This is a genomic window from Tropicimonas marinistellae (assembly GCF_001509585.1).
Lineage (GTDB): Bacteria > Pseudomonadota > Alphaproteobacteria > Rhodobacterales > Rhodobacteraceae > Tropicimonas > Tropicimonas marinistellae.
This window is the reverse complement of sequence record NZ_LNCI01000008.1, coordinates 34724-58663: the sequence shown is the minus strand read 5'-3', so window position 1 is coordinate 58663 and position 23940 is coordinate 34724. Positions and strand designations below refer to the sequence as shown.

The window sequence follows — 23940 nt, the reverse complement described above, 5'->3', positions numbered from 1 at the left end:
GACCACGTCATGCGAACTGCCCTGCTGCAACTCAACGTGACCGACGAGCCGGAGGAAAACCTGCCGGTTACGCGGGCGATGATTGATCGCGCCGCCGCCGACGGGGCCGGGTTCGTTTTAACGCCGGAGGTTACGAATTGCTTGTCGGCCAGTCGAACCTGGCAGCGCCACGTTCTGCGGAGCGAAGAGGACGACATCACGCTCGACGGGCTACGCGACACGGCAGCACGCCACGGTATCTGGTTGCTGATCGGGTCGTTGGCGCTCGCCACAGACGATGACGATGGGCGTTTCGCAAACAGATCCTTCCTGATCGATCCAACCGGCGGTGTCGTGGCACGGTATGACAAGATCCACATGTTCGACGTGGACGTGTCCGATAGCGAAACCTATCGCGAATCGGCGGGGTACCGGCCGGGCGCCGAGGCGGTCTGCGCCTATCCTCCCTTTGGCGTCGTCGGAATGTCGATCTGCTATGATATCCGTTTTCCGCATCTCTACCGGCGTCTTGCGCAGGGCGGTGCGCAGATCCTGACAGTTCCCTCTGCCTTTTCACCCATCACCGGTGCTGTGCACTGGCGTGCGCTGCTTCAGGCGCGGGCCATCGAGTGTGGCGCCTTCGTGCTGGCACCGGCGCAATGCGGCACGCATCAGGCGCAGCGTGGCCGGGCGCGGCGGACATACGGGCACAGCCTTGCGGTCTCTCCATGGGGAGAAGTGCTGGCCGATGGCGGGGAAGATCCGGGGATCACATATCTTGACCTGGACATGGCGGCCGTTGCGGAAGCGCGCGCACGTGTCCCCTCTCTGCGCCACGACCGCGAATTCGGGGGGCCCTGATGAGCCAACAGACCGACAGCCTTGCGGTGGCGCTTTTCAGTGAGATATTCACCATCGACCAGCTCGCCCATACCCGCTTGACCAAGGCGTTACCCAAGGGAATGGAGTTGAGTCAGTTCTCGGTCCTCAACCATCTTGCGCGATTGAACGAGGAGCGCACGCCCGCGCAACTCGCTCAGGCCTTTCACCTCACGCGCGGGGCAATGACCAACACACTGAACAAGCTGGAGTGGGCGGGCCACGTCCATATCCGCCCGGATTGGGAGGATGCGCGCCGGAAATTCGTTTCCATCAGCCCGTCGGGGCGCGCTGCGCGGGAAGCGGCGATTGCGGCCGTTGCCCCAATTATCGGCGACGTCGTGCAGGAGATCGGGCCGGAACGAGTCCGCCAGGCGTTGCCGATTCTGCGCGAGTTGCGGGAACGCCTGGGTGAGATCTGAGGTCGCGGCACGTCAAGATGCGCTGTTTCGTGGCAATCGCCGTTCCTGAACATATCCGCGAATCGCTCGTTTCGATCGCCGAGGGGACACCGGTGGGCCGCCCCGCACCGCCGGAGAATCTGCACCTCACTCTGGCGTTTCTCGACGAGCTTTCCGATGGTGAGGTCGTGGCGGTTCACGAAAGGTTGTCGGAGATCACCGGGGCGCGTTTCTCGTTGCAGATCGACGGAATGGACCATTTTGGCGGTCGCAAACCAAAGATCCTCGCCGCGACCCTGCGCCGGAGCGACCCATTGATGGAACTGCACGCGACGGTGCGCGGCAAGGTTGCAGCCGCTGGCATCGTCCTTGCGCGCGAACGGTATCGTCCTCACATCACGCTTGCGCGCATCAACCGGCCGCCGAACCGCGACGAGGCGGCGCGTCTGGGCCGCTTCCTCGAAAGTCACGCGCTCCTGCGGCCGCCGGCCTTCGAGGTAGAGGCGTTCACGCTTTTCCGGTCAGACCTGGGGCGCGGCCCGGCGGTGCATACCGAACTTGCAAGCTATCCGTTGACCTGACCTTAGTGCCGGGCCGCTAGGCGGGTTTGGTCGAAGCGGTCACGTAGTTCACCGACAGGTCGGTCGGCGACAGCGACCACGTCCATGTTACCGGGTTGAAGACGAAGCCGGTGGCATCCTCGGGTGTCAGGCCGGCCTTGACGAAAAGATCCTTCAATTCGTCCGGTGTGATGAATTTCGCCCATTCATGCGTGCCCTTAGGCAGCCACCGCATCACCCATTCGGCTCCGATGATCGCCATCGCAAAGCTCTTTGCGTTGCGGTTGATGGTCGAACAGATCATCAGCCCGCCGGGCTTCAGCAGTTGCTGGCAGGCGGTCAGATAGGCCAGAGGGTCGGCGACGTGTTCCACCACCTCCATGTTCAGGACCACGTCAAATTGCTCTCCGTTCGCGGCGAGCTCTTCCGCAGTGATACAGCGGTAGTCGATCTCGAGTCCGGACTGCTCCGCATGAATTTGCGCCACAGGGATGTTCCGCTGCGCGGCGTCGGCGCCCACAACCGTTGCACCAAGCCGTGCCATGGGCTCGCTCAGAAGCCCGCCGCCGCATCCGATATCGAGGAGCCGCAACCCTTCGAAAGGAGCGTCGGCCGACAGATCCCGGTCGAATTCCGCCGCGATTTGGCGGGTGATGTAGTCGAGACGGGTCGGGTTGAGCATGTGCAGGGGCTTGAACTTACCCGTTGGATCCCACCACTCGGCCGCCATTGCCTCGAACTTGGCAACCTCGGCGGGGTCGACGGTGGTCTGGGTCGGGGTCATCGGCAGCTCCTTCATCATGGCGCGGATAGGGCGTGGCGCCGTCCTACCGTCCGCTATATAGCTCTCTCATGGACAGGGTCGCAGATCACAAAAGCGCACAGGACTTTCTCTATCCGCCACTGGCGCCGTTTGACCAGCGGGTGTTGGACGTCGGCGATGGCCACAGGGTCTACGTCGAACAGTGCGGCAACCCCGACGGGCTACCGGTCGTCGTGCTCCATGGCGGTCCCGGCGGTGGGTGCAGCCCGGCGATGCGCCGGTTCTTCGACCCGAACGACTATCGTATCGTGCTTTTCGATCAGCGAGGCTGCGGACGGTCGCGACCCCATGCCAGCGTGGAAGCGAACACGACATGGCACCTCGTGGCGGATATGGAACTGATCCGCGAGGAACTCGGAATCGACCGCTGGGTCGTGTTCGGCGGCAGTTGGGGCGCAACGCTGGCTCTGATCTACGCGCAGACGCATCCCGACCGTGCGGCCTACCTGATCCTGCGCGGCGTTTTCCTGATGACGCGGGCTGAGTTGACGTGGTTCTACGGCGGTGGTGCAGGCGCGTTTTTTCCCGAGCAGTGGCAGCGTTTCACCGGCCTGCTGCCGGAGAGCGAGCGCGGCGACGTGATCGAAGGTTTTGCGCGGCGCCTCTTCGGCAATGACCGCTCGGTGCAGGTGCGATTTGCGCGGGCGTGGGCAACCTGGGAAAATGCACTCGCGGCGATGTCTCACGAAGGCCCCGGAACCGACAGCCCGCCGGACTACGCCCGCGCCTTTGCGCGGCTGGAAAACCACTACTTTCGGAATCTCGGTTGGTTGGAGCGCGACGGTCGCATTCTTGAGGACATGTCGTTGATATCGCACATCCCGGGCACGGTGGTGCAGGGGCGGTACGACATGATCTGCCCACCGGCATCCGCTTGGAAGCTCACCGAACGCTGGTCGCGCGGTGAATTGCGCATGGTGGGAATGGCCGGGCACGCACTGACTGAGCCCGGTATCACCTCCGAACTTGTGAGAGTGACTGATTCGGTTCGCCGGATCGCGGGGCGGCTGGGGTTCTAGCCCAGATCGCCGGCACCCTGGCCTTGCTACGCTACACGCGGGTACTCGCCGCGACATCTCCGAGCTTGAAGATCTCCGGTGCCCAACGGGCGGTGATCCCATGGGCAAAGGCAGAGACAAGCACGGAAGCAATTGCCGCGACGAGGATTTCCTGGCCGTTCTGCAACTGTCCAAAGTCGACGATGACGAAAACGGCGAAGAGCGCGGTCGCCAGCCCGCGCGGTCCGAACCAACCGAAGAACACGCGCTCGTTTGGCGTGGCGTCTGTACCGGCGAGGGACACCCAGATTGCAACCGGGCGCACCACGAGAAGCGACACGGCGAAGACGGTCAGCAGCCGGATGTCGAGAATGCTGAGTGCGGCAGGAACAAAGATGGCGCCGATAAAGAAGAAACTCATGATCGCGAGGAACTGGCCATCGCTCTCGATGAATTCCCGCGCATGTCCCGCAGGGGCTCCGGCCGTGACGCCATAGGCAAATCCGGCCGCGAAAACCGCCACGAAGGAGTTTCCGCCAAGATGCTCGGCGCTGAAAAAGACCGTGCCTACAAGTGCGAGCGTGGCGACGCCTTCCAACGCGTGATCCATCAACTGGCGCGTTTCGGCTGCCCCGCGCAGTTTTCCCGCGATCCATCCGCCCGCCAACCCGATCAGCCCGCCAAGCCCGATCTGCACCACGACGCTTGTTATTAGGCGCGTTTCCGGCTCGTCGTGTCCGCCAGCCGCGAGGCTGGCAAAGAAGATCACAAACGGCAGTGCCAACCCGTCGTTCAGGCCGCTTTCTGCGTTCAGCGTATCACGGAGTTTCTGCGGGATCGCGTTATTCGACTTGATGGATTGCCCGAGTGCGGCGTCGGTCGGTGCAAGGAGTGCTGCTAGCAGGCAAATCTCCCACAGCGGCCAATCCGGCAACAGGATCCAGTTTGCCAGGCTCCCGAAAGCGATAGCCAGCGGCAATCCGATCAGCAGCATGCGCGCGGTCCAGTTTCCGATTGCGCGCATCGCCTCCCGGTTGAGGAGCGTCGCGTCGGCAAACAGCAGCAGTGCCAAGGTCAATTCGGCAAGCGTGTGAAACGTGGTCGCCGCGCCCGGTTCCAAATCGAGCCCCGTAACTCCGATTGCGACGCCGACCGTGAGGAACACCATTGGCATTGTGACGCCAGCCCTGGCCAAACGCGCCGAGAAGAAGCAGAACGCCAGTATGCAGATAGCGATTGCGTTGATGTAGTGATCCATGAAGTCCTCCGGCGCCCAACCCAGGCAGACTAGAGCGAAACCACCATATCCGCCAAGTTCCCGCGACGAGGGCTTGCGGAATGCTCTGCCAGTGCGTATATGCGCATCCAACAGCGGCGCTGTCGGGGCAACCCGAAAGCTCCACCGGGAAAGATCGACGGGCCGCGCGCCCGTTTTTTTGTGTTTGGAACAATCGTGACCGACCTGATCGCAAAAACCAACATGGACCAGCGTCTGGCTGAGATTCTGTCGCCCGTCATCGAGGGGATGGGGTACGAGTTGGTGCGTATCCGCCTTATGTCGGGCAAGACCAAGACTCTGCAGATCATGGCCGAGAAGCCCGACGGTGGCATCGAGGTCGATGATTGCGCCGAGATATCTACCGCGGTGAGCGCGGTGATGGATGTCGAGGACCCGATCGAAGACAATTACACGCTGGAAGTATCGAGCCCCGGGATTGACCGTCCGTTGACCCGGCTGAAGGATTTCGAGACCTGGGAGGGGTACGAGGCCAAGCTGGAGACCCATGAGCTGATCGACGGCCGGCGCCGCTTCAAGGGTGAGTTGAAGGGCGTCGAAGACGGCGAAGTCCTGATCGAGATCGACCATGAAGGCGGGCCGGTATTGATCGGGCTCCAGTTCGAATGGCTTTCGGATGCGAAGCTTGTGCTCACCGACGACCTGATTCGTGAGATGCTGAGCCAGCGCAAGCATTCCGGCGACATCGACGAAGCCCAGTTCGACGAAATAGAGACCGTTTTGGCGCCCGAGGACGGCGCCGCAGAGAACTCGTAAGAGAGGACCAAGAAGAGATGGCCATCACATCCGCCAACCAGCTTGAGTTGCTGCAGACCGCCGAGGCTGTGGCCCGCGAAAAGATGATCGAACCGGAGCTGGTAATCGAAGCGATGGAGGAAAGCCTCGCGCGGGCGGCGAAGTCGCGCTACGGCTCTGAGATGGACATTCGTGTCTCCATCGACCGCAAGACGGGCCGGGCGACCTTTACCCGAGTGCGTACGGTGGTCGAGGACGAAGAGCTGGAGAACTACCAGGCGGAACTGACGGTCCAGCAGGCAAAGCAGTATCTTGACGACCCGAAGGTTGGCGACGTGATCACGGACGAAGTGCCCCCCGTCGAGATGGGCCGGATCGCCGCGCAATCAGCCAAGCAGGTCATCCTGCAGAAGGTGCGTGAGGCCGAGCGGGATCGCCAGTACGAGGAATTCAAGGATCGCGCGGGCACGATTATCAATGGGGTCGTCAAACGCGAGGAATACGGCAACGTCATCGTCGATATCGGTCGTGGCGAGGGGATCCTGCGCCGCAACGAGAAGATCGGCCGCGAGAGCTACCGCAATGGCGACCGTATTCGTTGCTACATCAAGGATGTGCGCCGCGAAGCCCGTGGACCGCAGATCTTCCTGAGCCGCACGGCACCGGAGTTCATGGCCGAGCTGTTCAAGATGGAAGTGCCGGAGATTTACGACGGCATCATCGAGATCAAGGCGGTGGCACGCGATCCGGGCAGCCGCGCGAAGATTGCCGTGGTGTCCTACGACGGCTCCATCGACCCTGTGGGTGCCTGCGTGGGTATGCGCGGCTCCCGTGTGCAGGCGGTGGTGAACGAGTTGCAGGGCGAGAAGATCGACATCATCCCGTGGAACGAGGATGTGCCGACCTTCCTGGTCAATGCGTTGCAACCGGCCGAGGTCTCCAAGGTTGTGCTCGACGAGGAGGCCGAGCGTATCGAGGTTGTGGTGCCGGACGAGCAACTCAGCCTTGCCATCGGCCGGCGCGGTCAGAACGTGCGGTTGGCAAGCCAGTTGACCGGGCTCGACATCGACATCATGACCGAGGAAGAGGAAAGCCAGCGCCGCCAGAAGGAATTCGAGGAGCGCACGCAACTCTTCATGGACACGCTCGATCTCGACGAATTCTTCGCCCAGTTGCTGGTGTCTGAAGGTTTCACGAGCCTCGAGGAAGTCGCCTACGTGGAGATCGACGAGCTTCTGGTGATCGACGGCGTGGACGAGGACACCGCGAACGAGCTTCAAGCCCGTGCCCGTGACCACATCGACGAAATCAACCGGAAGGCCCTGGAGCGGGCCCGCGAGATGGGTGTCGAGCAGAGCCTTATTGATTTCGAGGGTCTCACGCCCCAAATGATCGAGGCGCTTGCTGAGGACGGTGTGAAGACTTTGGAAGACTTCGCGACCTGCGCCGACTGGGAACTGGCCGGCGGCTGGACGACCGTCGAGGGCGAACGCATCAAGGATGATGGGGTGCTGGAGAAGTTTGATGTCTCGCTTGGCGAGGCACAGGACATGGTGATGACAGCACGTATTCAACTCGGCTGGGTCGATCCGGCTGATCTCGAGACCGAAGCCGACGAAGAGACCGACGGCGAAGCCGAGGAGGTCGGCGCCTGATCTCAGGCGCCGGTTTGGTGACGGGCCTTGGGGCGCGGCGGGCAGGTTGAAACGCGGGAGGTGGCGGAGCGGCGCTGCATCGCCACGCGTGCGGTCAAGCCGAAGGCGGAACTGATCCGTTTCGTTGTCGGCCCCGGTGACGAGATCGTGCCAGACCTTGCGGGCAAGCTTCCGGGCCGCGGAATCTGGGTTTCCGCAGACCGGGCCGCGCTTGAGACGGCGGTGGCGAAACGCCTGTTCAGCCGTGGTGCAAAGCGGCAGGTCCAGGTGCAGGACGGGCTCGTTTGCGCTGTCGAGGCGGGGCTTGCACGCCGGGTCACGGACTTGCTGTCGCTGGCACGTAAGGCCGGTCTGGCCGTTGCCGGTTACGAGAAGGCGCGGGCGATGATCCAGGCGGGATCTGCGGTGGCTTTGATTCAAGCCTCGGACGGATCGGCCCGCGGAAAGAGCAAATTGCGCCTGCCTGAAGAGGAAGGTGCCACTTTCGACTGTCTGACGGCCGACGAAATCGGTTTGTCCTTTGGTCGAGACCATGTAATACACGCGGCGCTGTGTGCCGGAGGACTCACGACTCGCGTCGTAGAGGACGCTACACGGCTCTCCGGCCTGCGCGGCAATATCGGGGCAAACGGCCCCGGAAAGGACGATGGTATCGCATGAGCGACAATGACGGCAAAAAGACCCTGGGCCTGAAGGGCGGACCGCGCTCTGGCTCCGTGAAGCAGAGCTTCAGCCACGGACGTACGAAGAACGTCGTGGTCGAAACGAAGCGCAAGCGGGTCGTGGTGCCGAAACCTGGCGCAGGCAAGGGCGGCGGTGGCGCGGCCGGCGGAGATCCGTCGCGCCGTCCGGCAGGAATCTCGGATGCGGAGATGGAGCGTCGTCTGAAGGCTCTGCAGGCCGCCAAGGCCCGCGAGGCCGAAGAGGCTCAGGCACGCGCCGAGGAAGAGAAGCGCCGAGAGGAAGAGCGTGAGCGCCGGCGTGCCGAGGCGGAGGCCAAGGAACGCGAGGAGCGCGAACGCGAAGAGGCGCTGAAGGCGAAGGCTGAGGAAGAAGAGCGCAAGAAGCGTGAGGCGGAAGAAGCTGCCAAGCGCGAGCGCGAAGCGCGTGCCTCCGCGAAGAAGGCGAGCACCGAAAAAGCTGCGGAACCCGCGGCGGCGTCGCCAAAGCCGGGTGAGGCCACCGGCCCGCAGCGGAACTTCACTAAACCGGATGCAACACCGCGCAAGAACGACCGCGAGGATCGCCAGCGCGAGAACCGTGGCAAAGGGCGAGAGGACGGCCGGCGTTCCGGCAAGTTGACCCTCAACCAGGCCCTTTCGGGTGGTGAGGGCGGCCGGCAGCGTTCGCTCGCTTCCATGAAGCGCAAGCAGGAGCGCGCACGTCAGAAAGCGCTTGGTGGTGCCGAAAACCGCGAAAAGGTTGTCCGCGACGTTCAGGTCCCCGAAACCATCGTTGTTTCGGAACTTGCAAACCGGATGGCGGAGCGCGTGGCCGACGTGGTCAAGGCGCTTATGCAGAACGGCATGATGGTGACCCAGAACCAGTCGATCGATGCCGACACCGCGGAACTGATCGTCGAGGAGTTCGGCCACAAGGTCGTGCGCGTGTCCGACGCAGATGTGGAAGACGTCATCGACACGGTCGAGGACAAGGACGAGGATCTTCGTCCGCGTCCGCCAGTCGTGACCGTTATGGGGCACGTCGACCACGGCAAGACGTCGTTGCTGGATGCGATCCGCCACGCCAAGGTGGTGTCCGGAGAAGCCGGGGGCATTACGCAACACATCGGCGCCTATCAGGTGAAGACCGACAGCGGCCAGATCCTGTCATTCCTCGATACGCCCGGTCACGCGGCCTTCACCTCCATGCGCGCTCGCGGTGCACAGGTGACGGATATCGTCGTGCTCGTGGTCGCGGCCGACGACGCGGTAATGCCGCAGACGGTTGAGGCCATCAACCATGCCAAGGCGGCCGAAGTACCGATGATCGTTGCGATCAACAAGATCGACAAACCGGAAGCCGATCCGAACAAAGTGCGGACCGACCTCCTGCAGCACGAGGTGATCGTGGAGCAGATGTCGGGCGAGGTTCAGGACGTTGAGGTTTCGGCGATCTCCGGGCAGGGCCTGGACGAATTGCTGGAAGCCATCGCGCTTCAGTCGGAAATCCTGGAGCTCAAGGCCAACCCGAACCGCGCTGCACAGGGTGCGGTGATCGAGGCGCAACTCGATGTGGGCCGCGGCCCGGTTGCGACCGTTCTCGTTCAGAACGGTACCCTCAAGCAGGGCGATATCTTCGTTGTCGGTGAGCAATGGGGCAAGGTCCGTGCGCTGGTCGATGACAAGGGGAACCGTGTCAAGGAAGCCGGGCCGTCCGTGCCGGTCGAGGTGCTCGGCCTCAACGGGACGCCGGAGGCGGGCGATGTGCTCAACGTCGTGGACACCGAGGCGCAGGCGCGCGAGATCGCGGAATATCGCGAACAGGCCGCGAAGGATAAACGCGCGGCCGCCGGTGCTGCTGCAACGCTCGACCAGCTGCTGGCCAAAGCGAAGCAGGACGAGAATGTTCAGGAGCTTCCGATCCTCGTGAAGGCCGACGTTCAGGGCTCTGCCGAAGCGATTGCGCAGGCGATGGACAAGATCGGGAACGAGGAGGTGCGCGTTCGCCTGCTTCACTCGGCCGTGGGCGCGATTACCGAATCCGATATTGGCCTCGCGGAAGCCAGCGGTGCGCCGGTTATCGGTTTCAACGTCCGTGCAAATGCTCCTGCACGTGCTGCGGCGAACCAGAAGGGCGTGGAGATCCGCTACTACTCGGTGATCTATGACCTCGTTGACGATGTGAAGGCAGCCGCTTCCGGCCTGCTTTCTGCCGAAGTCCGCGAGAATTTCATCGGCTATGCCGAGATCAAGGAAGTCTTCAAGGTTTCCGGTGTCGGCAAGGTGGCGGGGTGTCTGGTTACCGAAGGCGTCGCTCGCCGGTCTGCCGGTGTCCGTCTGCTGCGCGACGACGTCGTGATCCACGAAGGCACGCTGAAGACGCTCAAGCGCTTCAAGGACGAGGTTGCCGAGGTGCAGTCTGGTCAGGAGTGCGGGATGGCCTTCGAGAACTACGACGACATTCGCCAGGGTGATGTCATCGAGATATTCGAGCGCGAAGAGGTCGAACGCACACTCTGACCCTTCGCGTCTGCGAACAGACAAAAAGATAGGGCGGCCAAGAGGATGGGCCGCCCTTAATCGATTTTGGGGTGCGCTTGTCTTAGACCAGCCGTCATGCGGCTTTCTTGTAGGTAACCGGATTGCCTGTGTAGGTGCGATCGCCTACGCGCACCAGAATGCGCCCGTCCTTGAGATCTTGAACGAAAACGCCCTGAACGGAACTGTGAGCGCCGATGGTTATGGTCCGCAGCATTGAGTGGTGTCTCCTTCCCTGTGTCGTGCGGATCACAGAATATTAAAATCTGTTACAAAAATCACCGTTAAATTTATCACAAACGGGAAAAAGTAGCTGAAATCTTCAGCATATTGTTGACCGGATAGGGCCAGTCTAGAGCCACTCCCGCAAGTGCGGAATGAGCGGTATGTCCGCCTCAGGCATTGGAAAATCGCGCAAATTCTCCGGTCGCACCCATTTCAGCGCCTGGTTTTCCCTGGACCTTGGCGTGCCTTCCCACTTTCGGCAGATGAACAACGGCATCAGGAGATGAAAGCTTTCGTAGCTGTGGCTGGCAAACGTCAACGGCGCGAGACAGGACGCCCACGTACCGATTCCCAGTTCCTCGTGGAGTTCCCGAATCAACGCGGCTTCGGGCGTTTCTCCGGATTCGACCTTGCCGCCGGGAAACTCCCACAGCCCTGCCATGGACTTTCCTTCCGGCCTCTGCGCCAGCAAGACCCGACCATCCCTGTCAACGAGGGCGACCGCCGAGACGAGAACGCTCTTCAAGACCGGTAGTCCGCGTTGATCGTGATGTAGCCGTGCGTGAGATCGCAGGTCCAGGCAGTGAATTCCTCATCACCGACCCCGAGGTCCACCGAGAGGCACAGTTCCGGCGCTTTCATGTAGGCGGCGCCGGCCTCCTCGGAATAGCTTTCGGCCACCCAGCCTTGCTCCGCAACCAGGATATCGCCGAAGCGAATGCTCAGCCGGTCCCGGTCCGCCTTTGCGCCGGATTTGCCGATGGCCATAACCACTCGGCCCCAGTTGGGATCCTCTCCGGCCAGGGCTGTCTTCACCAAAGGTGAGTTGGCAATAGCCATAGCGGCGCGTTTGGCGTCGGTAGCACTGGCAGCACCGGTGACACGCACTTCCAGGAACTTGGTCGCACCTTCTCCGTCGCGGACAACCTGGTGCGCCAGGTCGCGCATGACGCCATGCAGCGCCTCGGAAAATGCGTTGTACTCCGGGCTCGACGTGGTGGTGATCGAAACACCGCCCTGTCCGGTTGCCGTCAGCATGAGCGAGTCGGACGTCGAGGTATCGCCATCCACGGTGATCGCGTTGAAAGTCACATCGCAATGGGCGGCAAGCAGGGACTGCAAGATCGGCGGTGGTACCGTCGCGTCGGTGAAAACATAGACGAGCATCGTCGCCATGTCCGGCGCGATCATGCCGGAGCCCTTGGCGATTCCCGCAATGCGGATCTGGCCAGCGGGCGTGTCGACCACCGCGCCCGCTCCCTTGGCAAAGGTATCCGTCGTACGGATGGCCTCAGCGGCAAGCTCGATGGCGCCCGGCGCAAGGGACGTGACCAAGTTCGCCATCTGTTTGACGATCCGGTCATGCGGGAGACGTTCGCCGATTACCCCGGTCGACGCGGTGAAAACCCGCGACGACGGTACCCCGGCTGCGGCAGCTACCGCGTCGCAGATTGCCGAAACGGAGCCGTCGCCGGCCGCACCCGTGAAGGCATTCGCGTTGCCGGAGTTGACAAGGATGGCCGCGCCTGCCTCCGCATCCGTTCCCGCGGCAAGCTTGGCCTGGCAATCGAGGACCGGTGCCGATCGGGTTGCCGAGCGGGTGAATACCCCTGCCACGGAGCTGCCAGGCGCAAGGCGCGCCAGCATGACATCCTTCCGATCGCTGTAGCGCACGCCGGCCGCCACTGCCGCGAACTCCACACCGGCAATAACAGGCAGATCGGGAAACCGCTCCGGCGCGAGCGGAGAGAGGGGCGACGTTCCGGCCATCGGAGTCTCCAGGGCTGCGCGATCAGTTCGCGACGAGGTCGATGTTGTTGATCACCTCCGGGTCGATCTCGACCTCGCTCTTGACGACCTCGGTCTTGGACAGCACCTCGTCAAGGGTTTCCGCCACGACCTTGTTCTCGATCTCGGCTGCGAGTTCGTCGCGGACCTCGTCGATGGTCGGGGCTTCGGCAACCCGAGTGTCATTGAGGACTACAACATGCCAGCCGAACTGGGTCTGGACCGGATCGGACACCTGCCCGGGTTCCAAAGCCATAACGGCTGCCTCGAACTCAGGTACCATCATCCCCTTGCCGAACCAGCCCAGCTCCCCGCCATTCGGTCCGGACGGCCCGGTGGACTTCTCTTTCGCGAGTGTCGCGAAATCTGCGCCGCCGTCGAGTTCGGACTTGATCTCCTGAGCAGCTTCCTCGGTTTCCACAAGGATGTGGGCGGCGTGGTACTCGGTTTCGGGGTCGGCGTCGTCGAATTTCGCCGAATAGGCAGCAGCCAGGGCCTCTTCTGTGATCGCTTCCTTCAGCACCTTGCCCAGGGCTTCGCCCGCTAGCAAGCCGGAGGTCTGATTGTCGATCGATAGCTCGGTGGCGCGTGTCACGTCGTCGCCCAGTGACAGGGCCAGCGCGTTCTGCTGCACGAGTTGATCGAGTATGCCCTCGAACAGAAGCGAGGCTTCAACCTGTTGGTATTGCGCCGGCAAAGCGGTCCGCGCGACAATCATATGGCCCACGGTGATCTCCGTTCCGCCGACGGTTGCCACGACCGTGTCCGCCGTTACGTCCTCGGCCAGCGCGGGCGCAGCGGCACATGCCGCAATGATCAGCCCGGCAACCCAGGTTTTGTTGGTCGTACGCATCTTGAATGGCTCCTGATCGGCCGCGCTCCTCCGCGGCGTTGACACTCCATTGGCACGCCCTTACATCCCGCATGGTCCGAGAGGCGGACGGCTCTTCGTTGAATGCTTGGTAACGATGCGCGCAGGGGTCGACAAGGCATCCTCTCACACGAAAGCGTCAAGGCGGAGCACACATGCTGGGTATTGGAACGATCGCGAAAAAGGTCTTCGGGACACCGAATGACCGGAAGATCAAGGCAACCCGTCCCGTCATCGACCAGATAAACGCGCTGGAGCCGGAATACGAAGCGCTTTCCGATGAGCAGATCATCGAGAAGACGCATGAGCTTCAGGAACGTGTCCGAGGTGGCGAGGCTCTCGACAACCTGTTGCCGGAGGCTTTCGCGAACTGCCGGGAGGCGGCCAAGCGGGCGCTCGGCCTGCGCGCTTTCGACGTGCAGCTCATGGGCGGTATCTTCCTGCACGAGGGCAATATCTCGGAGATGAAGACGGGCGAAGGCAAGACGCTTGTCGCCACCTTCCCGGCCTATCTCAACGCGCTCGGTGGTCAAGGCGTGCATATCGTGACCGTGAACGATTACCTTGCCAAGCGTGACGCTGAGTGGATGGGCAAGGTCTACACGCAGCTCGGAATGACCTGCGGGGTTGTCTATCCTCAGCAACCCGAGGCCGAGAAGCTTGGCGCCTATGGTTGCGACGTGACTTATGCGACGAACAATGAACTTGGCTTTGACTATCTGCGCGACAACATGAAGTCCGAGCTAAAGGACGTCTGCCAGAAGTACCACAACTTCGCCATTGTCGACGAAGTAGACTCGATTCTGGTCGACGAAGCGCGCACGCCGCTAATCATCTCGGGGCCGAGCCAGGACCGGTCGGAACTCTACCGGACAATCGACAAGATCATTCCGGAGCTTCAAGACAGCCATTACACGCTGGACGAAAAGACGAAAAACGTCACCTACACCGACGAGGGCAATGAATTCCTCGAAGAGCGCCTGCGCACCTACGACATCCTGCCCGAGGGACAAAACCTTTACGATCCCGAAAGCACGACGATTGTTCATCACGTCAATCAGGGGCTGAAGGCGCACAAACTCTTCCAGAAGGACAAGGATTACATCGTCCGAGACGGCGATGTGGTGCTGATCGACGAATTCACCGGGCGAATGATGCATGGCCGGCGCCTGAGCGACGGGCTGCATCAGGCGATCGAGGCCAAGGAAGGCTGCGAAATCCAGCCTGAGAACGTGACGCTGGCTTCCGTCACCTTCCAAAACTATTTCCGGCTCTACGACAAACTATCCGGCATGACCGGTACAGCGCTGACCGAGGCGGAAGAATTCCAGGAAATCTACGGTCTCGGCGTGGTCGAGGTGCCTACCAACCTGCCCATTGCACGCACGGACGATCACGATCAGGTCTACCGGACGGGTCGAGAAAAGTTCGCGGCCGTGATCGAGGCAATTCGCAAGGCGAATGAGAAGGGGCAGCCCGTCCTTGTAGGGACGACCTCCATCGAGAAATCCGAACTGCTGAGCCAGATGCTCCAGACCGAAGGGTTGAAGCACAATGTCCTGAACGCGCGGCAGCACGAGCAGGAAGCACAGATCGTCGCTGACGCCGGCAAGCTGGGTGCCGTGACCATCGCGACCAACATGGCCGGCCGGGGTACCGATATCAAATTGGGCGGCAACGTGGAATTCAAGGTGATGGAGGCCATCGCCGCGAGTCCGGAGGCCGATCCGGAACAGATTCGCGCCGAGATAGAGGCGCGTCACCAGAGCGACGAAGAGGCGGTTAAGGAGGCAGGCGGGCTGTTCGTTCTGGCGACCGAGCGCCACGAGAGTCGCAGGATCGACAACCAACTCCGCGGCCGGTCGGGCCGGCAGGGCGACCCGGGGCGCTCCTGCTTCTTCCTGAGCCTCGAAGATGACCTGATGCGCATCTTCGGCTCCGAACGGCTCGACAATATGCTCGGAAAGCTCGGCATGGAGGAAGGCGAGGCCATCGTTCACCCGTGGGTGAACAAGTCGCTGGAGCGCGCGCAGGCGAAGGTCGAAGGACGTAACTTCGACATCCGCAAGCAGCTTCTGAAGTTCGACGATGTCATGAATGACCAGCGGAAGGTTATCTTCGGCCAGCGTCGGGAGATCATGGAGGCCGAGGACCTCTCCGAGATTGTGCAGGACATGCGTCACCAGGTCATCGACGATCTGGTCGATCAGTTCATGCCGAAGAAGAGCTATGCCGACCAATGGGAAACGGAAAAGCTCTATGCGTCGGTGATCGAGCACGTCGGAATCGATGTTCCCGTGATTGCCTGGGCCGAAGAGGAAGGTGTGGACGACGACGACGTGCGTGAGCGCCTCTACAAGTCATCCGACGAGTTCATGGCGCAGAAAGCCGTGGACTTTGGCCCGGAGAACATGCGCCAGATCGAAAAGCAGGTCCTGCTGCAGACAATCGACTCGAAATGGCGGGAGCATCTGCTGACGCTGGAACATCTTCGCTCCGTCGTGGGCTTCCGTGGATATGCGCAACGCGATCCGCTCAACGAGTACAAGAACGAGGCGTTCCAGCTTTTCGAGGGGATGCTTGATGGGTTGCGTGAGGAAGTCAGCAAGAAACTGAGCCAGGTGCGACCGCTGACCCAGGAAGAGCAGCAGGCGATGATGCAGCAAATGCTGGCGCAGCAGCAAGCCATGGAAAAGGCGATGAAGGCCAAATCCAGTGGTGCCGCGGAGCCTGCGGCCGCCGCGCAAGCAGCAGAAACGACACCGCTCGTGGAGGGATTCGACGAAAACGATCCCACGACATGGGGAGATCCGGGGCGGAATGATCCGTGCCCCTGTGGGTCCGGCAAGAAGTTCAAACACTGTCACGGGCAATTCTGAGTTGGCTACAGCATCTGGACACCCGCCCATAATATAGCGGGTGCCGGAAAAAGCTGCATCAAACTGTAGGCTTAGCAACCGGTTATTGTGACCGGATTCGGCCCGCAAGCCGCCACGTCCCTGCCCATTTCCTTTCCTAACGTCAAAGCAACCGTCAAAGAGCGGAGGCAGTGATGACGAACGTGCGGCGCGTGGCAACAGCCGGATCGGTCTTCTTCGTGGCGCTTGCCACGGGTTACACAATGCAAAACGGGAACGCCCTGGCGGCACGGTTTCTGGCGCTGCCGGAAAAAGATGCGCCGGCGATGTCGCAACCCGTCGCCTCAATCGAGCGATCCGGCGAAACGCTGCCAGACCTCGCGCTTCCCGCCGAGCCGGTGGTCGTCGCGCTTGAGCGCCCTGCGCCTGCGGCCTTTGCCGATCGTACGCCTGTGTCCGACACCGGTCCTGACATTGCATCGCTCGCCGAAACCGAGGATTTCAATTCCTTCGGGCTTCGTTGTGAAACGTCGTTGACTGCAACACCTGGTCCCGCCGCAACCGTGCGCCTGTCGCTCAGTGCGCCCTGCCAGGGTGGGCAGGTGGCCACAGTGCGCCACGGAGCACTGCGGTTCACCGAAACAGTCGCACCCGACGGAACGTTGGAAGCCACTGTTCCTGCACTCAGTGTGTCCGCCGCCTTCGTGCTGACCTTCGGCGACGGCGAGACTCTGGAAGCGGTCGCAGACGTTCCCGACGCGAACACCTATGAGCGGGTGGCGCTCCAATGGCAGGGGCAAACCGGCCTGCAGTTGCATGCGTTCGAGTTCGGTGCCGACTACGGAGATGCCGGACACGTGCATGCCGGCGCGGCTCATACACCGGGTCGTGCCCTTGAGGTCAACGCAGGCTTTCTCACACGGCTTGGGCGGGACAGCGTACCCGCCGGCTGGGTGAGCGAGGTGTACTCCTTCCCGGCAGCCGATGCCCGGGAGACCGGCGCTGTTCGGATCTCCATAGAGGCGGAAGTCACGCCCGAGACCTGCGGCCGCCGTGTTTCGGCACAGACACTGCAGCAGGCTCACGGCACCGGCATGTCTGAAATCAGTCTCAAGCTCGCGATCCCGGGATGTAGCGCCGTTGGCGAGTATCTCGTCATTGGCGACGCGGTTCCGGACATACAGATCGCCGCGAACTGACCGAGGGTCAGTGCGTGAGTTTGGCGCCCCGACTTCGGGGCGCCATTGAATTCCGTTCGTCGTGACCGTATTTCGGCCCAAACGCACACAAAAGGGCCAGTCCGATGGCGATTCATATTCACGCCAATGATCTTCCTGACACGCTGGATCTTGGGTCCGAGGTGGCTATCGACTGCGAGACGATGGGGCTGGAGCCCCATCGCGACCGGCTCTGCCTGGTGCAGCTCTCGTCCGGCGACGGACATGCCCATCTCGTGCAGATCGCGCGCGGCCAGACCGAAGCGCCGAATCTCTCTCGGATGCTGGCCGATGCGAATGTGCTGAAACTCTTCCATTTCGGGCGGTTCGACATCGCGGCGCTCTACCATGCATTCGGCGCGCTCGCTGCCCCCGTCTATTGCACCAAAATCGCCTCAAAGCTCGTGCGGACCTATACCGACAGGCATGGGCTAAAGAACCTCTGTCAGGAACTGATCGACGTGGACCTCTCCAAGCAGCAGCAATCGAGCGATTGGGGGGCGGCGGAACTGACAACGGCACAAATGGAATATGCCGCCTCCGACGTGCTCTACCTGCACCGCCTGCGCGCGGAGCTGGATCGGCGTCTGGCACGAGAGGGTCGCGCCGAACTCGCCAAGGCCTGCTTCGAGTTCCTGCCCATGCGCGCGAGGCTCGACCTTACGGGATGGCCGGAGACAGACATCTTTGCCCATTGAGATGAGCGAAACGTTGTCCCTCCAGGCCGTCGGACGCAGGGTGATCCTGGACGAAGCGCGGGCACTCGACGCTCTCGCAGAGAATCTGGACGATAGATTCGACGCCGCGGTCGAGATGATCCTTGCCGCGACAGGTCGGGTCATTGTCAGCGGAATAGGCAAGTCCGGCCATATCGGGCGCAAGGTGGCGGCAACGTTGGCCAGTACGGGCACGCCGGCGCATTTCGTTCATCCCGCCGAGGCAAGTCATGGCGACCTCGGGATGCTGACCCGTGGCGACGTCGTGCTTGCGATTTCCAACTCCGGGGAGGCGCCGGAACTGGCGAACCTTCTGGCCTTCACCCGGCGGTTTGCAATACCGCTCATCGGCCTATCGAGTCGTCCGGACAGCACCTTGATGACCCAGGCTGACCTGCAACTGCAGATCCCCGCGCTCGGGGAAGCCTGCGGTGCGGGAATTGTGCCATCGATCTCGACAACGCTTACGCTCGCGCTGGGCGATGCGTTGGCGATCGCGCTAATGGAGCGACGGCAGTTTACTCCCGCCGACTTCCGCGACTTCCACCCGGGCGGCAAACTCGGCGCGCAACTGGCCCGTGTGCGAGACCTGATGCACGGCGGCGAGGCCTTGCCGTTGGTGCGGCGGGAAACTCCGATGCAAGAGACGCTGCTGGTGATGACGCAAAAGGGATTTGGCGTTGTCGGGGTGACCGACTCCAACGGCCAGCTTGCGGGTGTCGTTACCGATGGCGACCTGCGCCGGCACATGGCGGGCCTGCTGGATCACAGCGCCGGCGAGGTGATGACCGCCGATCCGTGCACCATCGGGCCCGATGCCCTCGCTGGAGAGGCGCTGGCGGAAATGAACGCGCGCAAGATCACCTGTCTTTTCGTCGTCGCGCCGGACGGCGATGGTCGCGCCGAAGGTATCCTGCATATTCACGATTGCCTGCGCGCCGGCGTCGCCTGAGCCGATGGCAGCACGCGACAACCTTCATTCGCACGTCGTCGCATGGCTCAAGGTGATCTTGCCGCTGGCGGCGCTTGCGTTGCTGTCCACATTGTTCCTCGTGGCGAGAACAGGCGATCCGGACGCGACGTTGCCATTCTCGGAGAAAGATCTCGAAGAAATGGCCAGCGAACAACGCGTCGAAGGGCCGGAGTTCGCCGGTCTCACAGAGGATGGCCGTGCCATCAACCTGTCGGCGGAGACAGCCACCCCGCGCGACAGCAAGGCGAGCGTCGTGGACGCAGTGCAGGTTCGCGGGCGGTTCGAGACTGGCGACGATGGCACAATCACCATGCGCGCGGATGCGGGAACGGTGTATTCCGACGAGTCACAGGCGCATTTGCACGGGAACGTACGCGTCGCGACCTCGACCGGTTTCACGATTGATACAGAGCAATTGCGCGCCGCGCTCGACCGCACTGACATGGAAGCACCTGGCGTGGTCACTGCCGAAGGGCCGCTCGGCCGGATAGACGCCGGACGTATGGAGGTCACGCAGGAAGGATCGGATCGCGGTGACGTGCGCGTGGTTTTCAAGGACGGTGTGAAACTGATATACGTGCCGCAAAACCAATAGGGTGTTTTCGTGATTTTCCGCTCCCTGCCGCGTGCCGCGGTTTTTCTTCTGTTTGCCACACCTGTGTTTGCGCAGGGGGCCTCCATCGGCTTTGGAGGGGCGGACCACGATAGCTCGCTGCCCGTCGAGATCACGGCAGACCAGCTTGATGTGAGCCAGTCAGACGGGCGTGCCGTTTTCACCGGCAACGTCGTCGTGGGCCAAGGCGAGATGCGGCTGACCGGCGAGGTCGTCGACGTGGAGTATGGCGAAAACGATACCGGAGAGACGGAAATCAAGCGCCTGCATGCCACCGGCGGCGTCACGTTGGTCAACGGCAGCGAGGCCGCCGAGGGGCAGGAGGCCGTCTACACGATCGAATCGGGCGTCGTGGTGTTGACTGGCGACGTGCTGCTCACCCAGGGCGAGAACGCAATGGCTGGTGAGAAGCTGACGGTCAATCTGGAAACAGGGACCGGGGTGATGGAGGGCCGGGTGCGCGTCGTGTTCAAAACGCAGGACGCACAGCAGGCGGACGAGGCTCAATGAGCCGGTCGGAACGTGGGCTGACAGTGGCACCGGGTTCATCCGGACTCCAGGTGGTGCAACTCCGCAAGAGCTACCGGCGTCGACCGGTGATCCATGACGTCACGCTGGAGCTGCAACGCGGAGAGGTGGTGGCGTTGCTCGGGCCAAACGGCTCGGGAAAAACCACGTGCTTCTATTCCATCGCCGGGTTGGTGACGCCGGAATCCGGACTGGTGCAGCTCGATGGCCGGGACGTAACGACTCTGCCGATGTATCGCCGGGCGAAGTTCGGCATCGGATACCTCCCGCAGGAGGTGTCGATCTTCCGTGGGCTGTCGGTCGAAGACAATATCATGGCGATTCTCGAGATTGCCGTGCGTGACCGGCACAAGCGGCGTGAGCGTCTGGAAGACCTGTTGTCCGAGTTCGGCATCGAGCATCTGCGGCGCGCCTCGGCACTTTCGCTTTCGGGCGGCGAACGCCGACGGGTGGAAATCGCCCGATGTCTTGCGGCGGAGCCGAATTACCTGCTGCTGGACGAGCCCTTCGCGGGCGTCGACCCGATTTCCGTTGGCGACATCCGTCATCTCGTGATGGACCTGAAAAACCGGGGGATCGGCGTGCTGATCACCGATCACAACGTGCGCGAGACGTTGGAGATCGTGGACAGGGCCTACATCCTTCACGATGGCAAGGTGCTCATGAGTGGCACGGCCGAGGATGTGGTGCGCGACGAGAACGTGCGTCGCGTCTACCTGGGGCAGAATTTCCGTATCGGTTGAACTCGCTGCGATTGCATGGCGTTGCGTTCACTCCGCGCTTGGCCGCCCAAATCACGCGTATTGATACGGATCAATGACGCCTTGCTGTGCATAGGCTGCAATCAGGCTGCGGGTTCGGCACGATTCTTCGTCACGCGGACGTTGACATCGCGCGTCGAACCGTCGCCAAATGAGAAGAATGCTACAGCATACTGCTTACAAGTTACCGCCTCATCCGTCTCGTTCCCATTCGGGACGACACAGTGAGGCGGACCAGCCAAGCCCCCTCGCGTTTTTCAGCTTTTCATCCGGCGTCGCTCTCCGCTAGGAGAGCGAACCTCTAACTCCAACCTAAGGAGGCGAAATGCGCTATCAGATCAGTGGTCACCAGATCGACATCGGAGAATCCCTCTCGACCCATGTCAAAGCGGAACTCGGCGAATCCGTCGGGAAGTACGCGGAGCGTCCCACCGACGCGCAGGTGATCTTTTCGAAGCGCGGTCACGAGTATCATTGCGAGACGACGGTCCACCTCTCGACCGGCCTGAACGCAAAGGCCAGTGGGCGCGCGTCCGAGATCTATGCGGCTTTCGACGATTGCCGCGAGAAGCTTGAGAAGCAGCTTCGCCGCTACAAGCGTCGGCTAAAGGACCACTACAAGGATCGCAAGGAGCCGGTTGAAGTCTTCGGCGCTGCCTCGTATATCCTCGCCGCATCGGAGGATGGGGTCGGCGAGCAGGAACCTGAAACGCTCCAGCCGATGATAATTGCCGAGATGGAGACCCAGATCCCCAGCCTGTCCGTGGGCGAGGCCGTCATGCAGATGGAACTCGCCGGCGCACCGGTTCTGGTCTTTCATCCCGAAGGCAAGACGAGCGTCAACGTGGTCTACCGCCGCGAGGACGGCAACATTGGTTGGATCGATCCGTCGGATCAAAGCTGATTCATCCTGAACACAAGCTGGGGCAAGTGGAGGGACTATGGACCTTTCGAGCATCCTGAAACCTGACGCCGTGAAGGTGATATCGGATGCGAGCAGCAAGAAACGGCTGTTCCAGCGTCTCAGCGATACGGCAGGGTCGGCCTATGGGCTTAACGCCGACGCGGCGCTCGATGCGTTGCTGGAGCGGGAAAGCCTGGGGCCGACTGGCGTCGGCCATGGCATAGCCCTGCCGCATGCCCGTCTGGCCGATGCGGATGAGGTCCACGGGGTGTTCTTCCGACTCGAACGGCCGATCGACTTCAACGCGGTCGATCGCCAGCCCGTGGATCTTGTCTTCGCGCTGTTCGCGCCCGAGAATTCGGGCGTGGACCATCTCAAGGCATTGGCGCTGATCTCTCGCACGATGCGCAACGCGGCGATTTGCGAGAAGCTGCGCGCGAACGACGATACGACGACGCTGCACACGGTTCTGACGGAGGGGCAGTCCCAGGCGGCCTGACCGGTCAACGACTGGATCGCAGGGCCGTTTCAGTCGGCGGACCAGCTCCGGTAGCCAAAGGCCATGTAGTCCCGGTTGTAGGCGGCGCGAACTGCCGCTTCCACGTCCGCATCGTAGATCGCGCTGAGGAGACGTACATCCGTGGCGGTGTTACGCGGCGGCGCGGGCATCCGGCGCCGCCCAATCTGCTGACACAATTGCGTCAGCCCAAGATCCAGTTGATCGGCGCGAATGACCACATCGGGCGCGAGGAACTCGGCCATGGATTGCAGTAGGCTCGCCTGGGTCGAAAACGCCGGATCGGTGCGGTGTCGCGTTTGACCCGACAGATTGCGCCGGACGAATTCCAGAAATCCGAGAAACGCCGCATGGTGATCACGTGTCTCGTAGCTGCCGTTTGGCGCGTTTTCGGGCAAAGGCAAGCCGACATCCTCGCGCAGATGCGCCCGAATGGCGGCGAAGCTACCTGGTCCGGTAGAAAGAATGTACCGGCAGAACACCGAATGCGCACGGGCGACCGGGTGGGAAACGACGGTGAAGCTGCGACCGTCCTTGTTGTGGTTCTTCCATTGGCGCAGGGATTTCTGAGTGAGATCGCCTCGCAGCTCGTCGGGCCCGACGTCGTCGAGCGCAGCCAACCATGCTGAAATCGTTTCGGTGGGCCCGCCCTTGAGGGGCATGAACAGGAGCGGTGTCCGGGGGCTGACCAGATAAGTCTGGACCGCCGGCGCATGGCGGAACGCTTCGGCGTCGGCATGGGTCAGGCCGCTCAGGTTCATCTCGGCGAGGGCCGCCTGCATTTCCGTGAAGTTCTCGACCTTCTCGCTGAGAGGAGCCGGGTTCTGTCGCTTCAGGCGGTTGGAGAGTGCGTCGAGTTTATGGGTTTCACCCAGAAATGCGGCCAGCCCGTTGACGACATCGAGATGTCCCGTGTCCTCGTAGCTCAATTCAAACGCCGTCTGCCCCGATACTTGCAGCGCGCGACGCACGCGGTTTCGGAATTCCTGTTGACGGGCGAACGTGGCTTCGAATTCCGCCGGGTCAAACCTCACCCTTGCGCTCTTGCGATGGGTTGCGTCGGTCAATCGCCACTGTCCCGTTGCGACGGCAATCTTCAGGGAGACATAGGCATCGAGCGGATTGCGGTGCAGGATGATCTTCGCGATGCGGGGGTCGGCCAAGACCTTGTCGAGTACGCGCGTGTCATGGTCGTGAAAGAAGCGGAAGCCGCCGAGACCTTCGCTGTTCTGTGAAATCCGCCGAAGCATTTCCAGTGGGTCGGCGTCTCGAGTGGCCTTGTCGAGTCCGAACAGATCGCGCCATCCCGGCTGCCCGACGAACTCCGGGTTGAAGGCTTCGCCGTGGCATTGGAGGCTGGGAAAGAGGTTGAGCGTCTCTTCCAGGTAATTGGACCCCGTTCGCATTTCGGCGAAGAGTACAAAGCCGTGAAATCGGGCCAT

At 62.1% G+C, this 23940-nt stretch carries 24 protein-coding genes; 17 read left to right on the top strand and 7 right to left on the bottom strand.

The annotated features are described in order from the left end of the window. The first annotated feature begins 9 nt into the window (after nt 1–9). The 3 genes from ARC39_RS17320 to thpR are packed head-to-tail and all read left to right on the top strand — an operon-like array spanning nt 10 to nt 1840. Complete coding sequence (locus ARC39_RS17320; RefSeq protein WP_068116106.1) at nt 10–840, top strand: carbon-nitrogen hydrolase family protein; 831 nt, start codon at nt 10–12, stop codon at nt 838–840. Continuing rightward, a complete protein-coding gene (locus ARC39_RS17315) occupies nt 840–1280 on the top strand; it encodes a MarR family winged helix-turn-helix transcriptional regulator (RefSeq protein ID WP_068116105.1) in 441 nt (146 codons plus the stop codon). The genes ARC39_RS17320 and ARC39_RS17315 overlap by 1 nt, the downstream gene beginning before the upstream one ends. A 17-nt stretch (nt 1281–1297) precedes the next feature. Next, nucleotides 1298–1840 carry an RNA 2',3'-cyclic phosphodiesterase gene (gene thpR, locus ARC39_RS17310; RefSeq protein WP_068116104.1) on the top strand — a complete coding sequence of 181 codons (543 nt, stop codon included), beginning with the start codon at nt 1298–1300 and terminating at the stop codon, nt 1838–1840. 16 nt (nt 1841–1856) lie between these two features. Here the strand turns inward: thpR and ubiG are convergent, their stop codons facing one another. After that, the gene (gene ubiG / locus ARC39_RS17305; RefSeq protein WP_068116287.1) at nt 1857–2603 is read right to left on the bottom strand and encodes a bifunctional 2-polyprenyl-6-hydroxyphenol methylase/3-demethylubiquinol 3-O-methyltransferase UbiG; all 747 of its coding nucleotides are present in this window, start codon (nt 2601–2603) and stop codon (nt 1857–1859) included. Between the two features lie 68 nt (nt 2604–2671). On the opposite strand from ubiG, the gene pip reads away from it, so the two are divergent. Beyond that, on the top strand, nt 2672–3661 hold the full coding sequence (pip, locus tag ARC39_RS17300; RefSeq protein WP_068116103.1) for a prolyl aminopeptidase: 990 nt from the start codon (nt 2672–2674) through the stop codon (nt 3659–3661). A gap of 31 nt (nt 3662–3692) precedes the next feature. On the opposite strand, the gene ARC39_RS17295 is transcribed toward pip, so the two are convergent. Further along, nucleotides 3693–4898: a cation:proton antiporter gene (locus ARC39_RS17295; protein ID WP_068116102.1), complete on the bottom strand. Its 1206-nt coding sequence runs from the start codon at nt 4896–4898 to the stop codon at nt 3693–3695. Nucleotides 4899–5093: 195 nt separating this feature from the next. On the opposite strand from ARC39_RS17295, the gene rimP reads away from it, so the two are divergent. The 4 genes from rimP to infB are packed head-to-tail and all read left to right on the top strand — an operon-like array spanning nt 5094 to nt 10509. Continuing rightward, on the top strand, nt 5094–5693 hold the full coding sequence (rimP, locus tag ARC39_RS17290; RefSeq protein ID WP_201455770.1) for a ribosome maturation factor RimP: 600 nt from the start codon (nt 5094–5096) through the stop codon (nt 5691–5693). A 17-nt stretch (nt 5694–5710) separates the two neighbouring features. Further along, entirely contained in the window at nt 5711–7327 is a 1617-nt protein-coding gene (gene nusA / locus ARC39_RS17285) for a transcription termination factor NusA (protein WP_068116101.1), read from the top strand. A 27-nt stretch (nt 7328–7354) separates the two neighbouring features. Beyond that, nucleotides 7355–7987 (top strand): RNA-binding protein, encoded by a 633-nt coding sequence (locus tag ARC39_RS17280; protein WP_068116100.1) that lies wholly within the window; start codon nt 7355–7357, stop codon nt 7985–7987. After that, nucleotides 7984–10509, top strand: coding sequence for a translation initiation factor IF-2 (infB, locus tag ARC39_RS17275; RefSeq protein ID WP_068116099.1), 2526 nt, complete (start codon nt 7984–7986; stop codon nt 10507–10509). The genes ARC39_RS17280 and infB overlap by 4 nt, the downstream gene beginning before the upstream one ends. A 94-nt stretch (nt 10510–10603) precedes the next feature. Here infB and ARC39_RS26020 read toward each other — a convergent pair whose 3' ends face one another. From ARC39_RS26020 to ARC39_RS17255, 4 genes are all read right to left on the bottom strand, one after another. Then, nucleotides 10604–10744, bottom strand: a complete 141-nt coding sequence (locus ARC39_RS26020) for a translation initiation factor 2 (protein WP_068116098.1) — start codon at nt 10742–10744, stop codon at nt 10604–10606. A gap of 135 nt (nt 10745–10879) precedes the next feature. Continuing rightward, nucleotides 10880–11278 carry a (deoxy)nucleoside triphosphate pyrophosphohydrolase gene (locus ARC39_RS17265; protein WP_068116097.1) on the bottom strand — a complete coding sequence of 133 codons (399 nt, stop codon included), beginning with the start codon at nt 11276–11278 and terminating at the stop codon, nt 10880–10882. After that, complete coding sequence (gene argJ, locus ARC39_RS17260; protein WP_068116096.1) at nt 11275–12522, bottom strand: bifunctional glutamate N-acetyltransferase/amino-acid acetyltransferase ArgJ; 1248 nt, start codon at nt 12520–12522, stop codon at nt 11275–11277. Before argJ ends, ARC39_RS17265 begins: the two co-directional genes overlap by 4 nt. 22 nt (nt 12523–12544) lie before the next feature. Further along, a complete protein-coding gene (locus ARC39_RS17255; RefSeq protein WP_068116095.1) occupies nt 12545–13393 on the bottom strand; it encodes a peptidylprolyl isomerase in 849 nt (282 codons plus the stop codon). A 173-nt stretch (nt 13394–13566) separates the two neighbouring features. Here ARC39_RS17255 and secA point away from each other — a divergent pair, with 173 nt between their 5' ends. The 9 genes from secA to ARC39_RS17210 all read left to right on the top strand — a co-directional run bounded on the left by secA (nt 13567) and on the right by ARC39_RS17210 (nt 22480). Then, nucleotides 13567–16290, top strand: coding sequence for a preprotein translocase subunit SecA (gene secA / locus ARC39_RS17250; protein ID WP_068116094.1), 2724 nt, complete (start codon nt 13567–13569; stop codon nt 16288–16290). Between the two features lie 173 nt (nt 16291–16463). Next, nucleotides 16464–17468 (top strand): hypothetical protein, encoded by a 1005-nt coding sequence (locus ARC39_RS17245; protein WP_068116093.1) that lies wholly within the window; start codon nt 16464–16466, stop codon nt 17466–17468. 104 nt (nt 17469–17572) lie between these two features. Further along, a complete protein-coding gene (locus tag ARC39_RS17240; RefSeq protein ID WP_068116092.1) occupies nt 17573–18184 on the top strand; it encodes a ribonuclease D in 612 nt (203 codons plus the stop codon). Nucleotides 18185–18197: 13 nt separating this feature from the next. Further along, the gene (locus tag ARC39_RS17235) at nt 18198–19154 is read left to right on the top strand and encodes a KpsF/GutQ family sugar-phosphate isomerase (protein WP_438273271.1); all 957 of its coding nucleotides are present in this window, start codon (nt 18198–18200) and stop codon (nt 19152–19154) included. Between the two features lie 4 nt (nt 19155–19158). Next, nucleotides 19159–19770, top strand: coding sequence for an LPS export ABC transporter periplasmic protein LptC (gene lptC / locus ARC39_RS17230; protein WP_068116090.1), 612 nt, complete (start codon nt 19159–19161; stop codon nt 19768–19770). A 12-nt stretch (nt 19771–19782) separates the two neighbouring features. Beyond that, complete coding sequence (locus tag ARC39_RS17225; protein WP_068116285.1) at nt 19783–20298, top strand: LptA/OstA family protein; 516 nt, start codon at nt 19783–19785, stop codon at nt 20296–20298. After that, a complete protein-coding gene (gene lptB, locus ARC39_RS17220) occupies nt 20295–21059 on the top strand; it encodes an LPS export ABC transporter ATP-binding protein (RefSeq protein WP_068116089.1) in 765 nt (254 codons plus the stop codon). Before ARC39_RS17225 ends, lptB begins: the two co-directional genes overlap by 4 nt. Nucleotides 21060–21402: 343 nt before the next feature. After that, nucleotides 21403–21981, top strand: a complete 579-nt coding sequence (gene hpf, locus ARC39_RS17215; RefSeq protein WP_068116088.1) for a ribosome hibernation-promoting factor, HPF/YfiA family — start codon at nt 21403–21405, stop codon at nt 21979–21981. Nucleotides 21982–22018: 37 nt separating this feature from the next. After that, on the top strand, nt 22019–22480 hold the full coding sequence (locus tag ARC39_RS17210) for a PTS sugar transporter subunit IIA (RefSeq protein ID WP_068116087.1): 462 nt from the start codon (nt 22019–22021) through the stop codon (nt 22478–22480). A gap of 29 nt (nt 22481–22509) precedes the next feature. On the opposite strand, the gene ARC39_RS17205 is transcribed toward ARC39_RS17210, so the two are convergent. Further along, complete coding sequence (locus tag ARC39_RS17205) at nt 22510–23940, bottom strand: hypothetical protein (protein WP_068116086.1); 1431 nt, start codon at nt 23938–23940, stop codon at nt 22510–22512.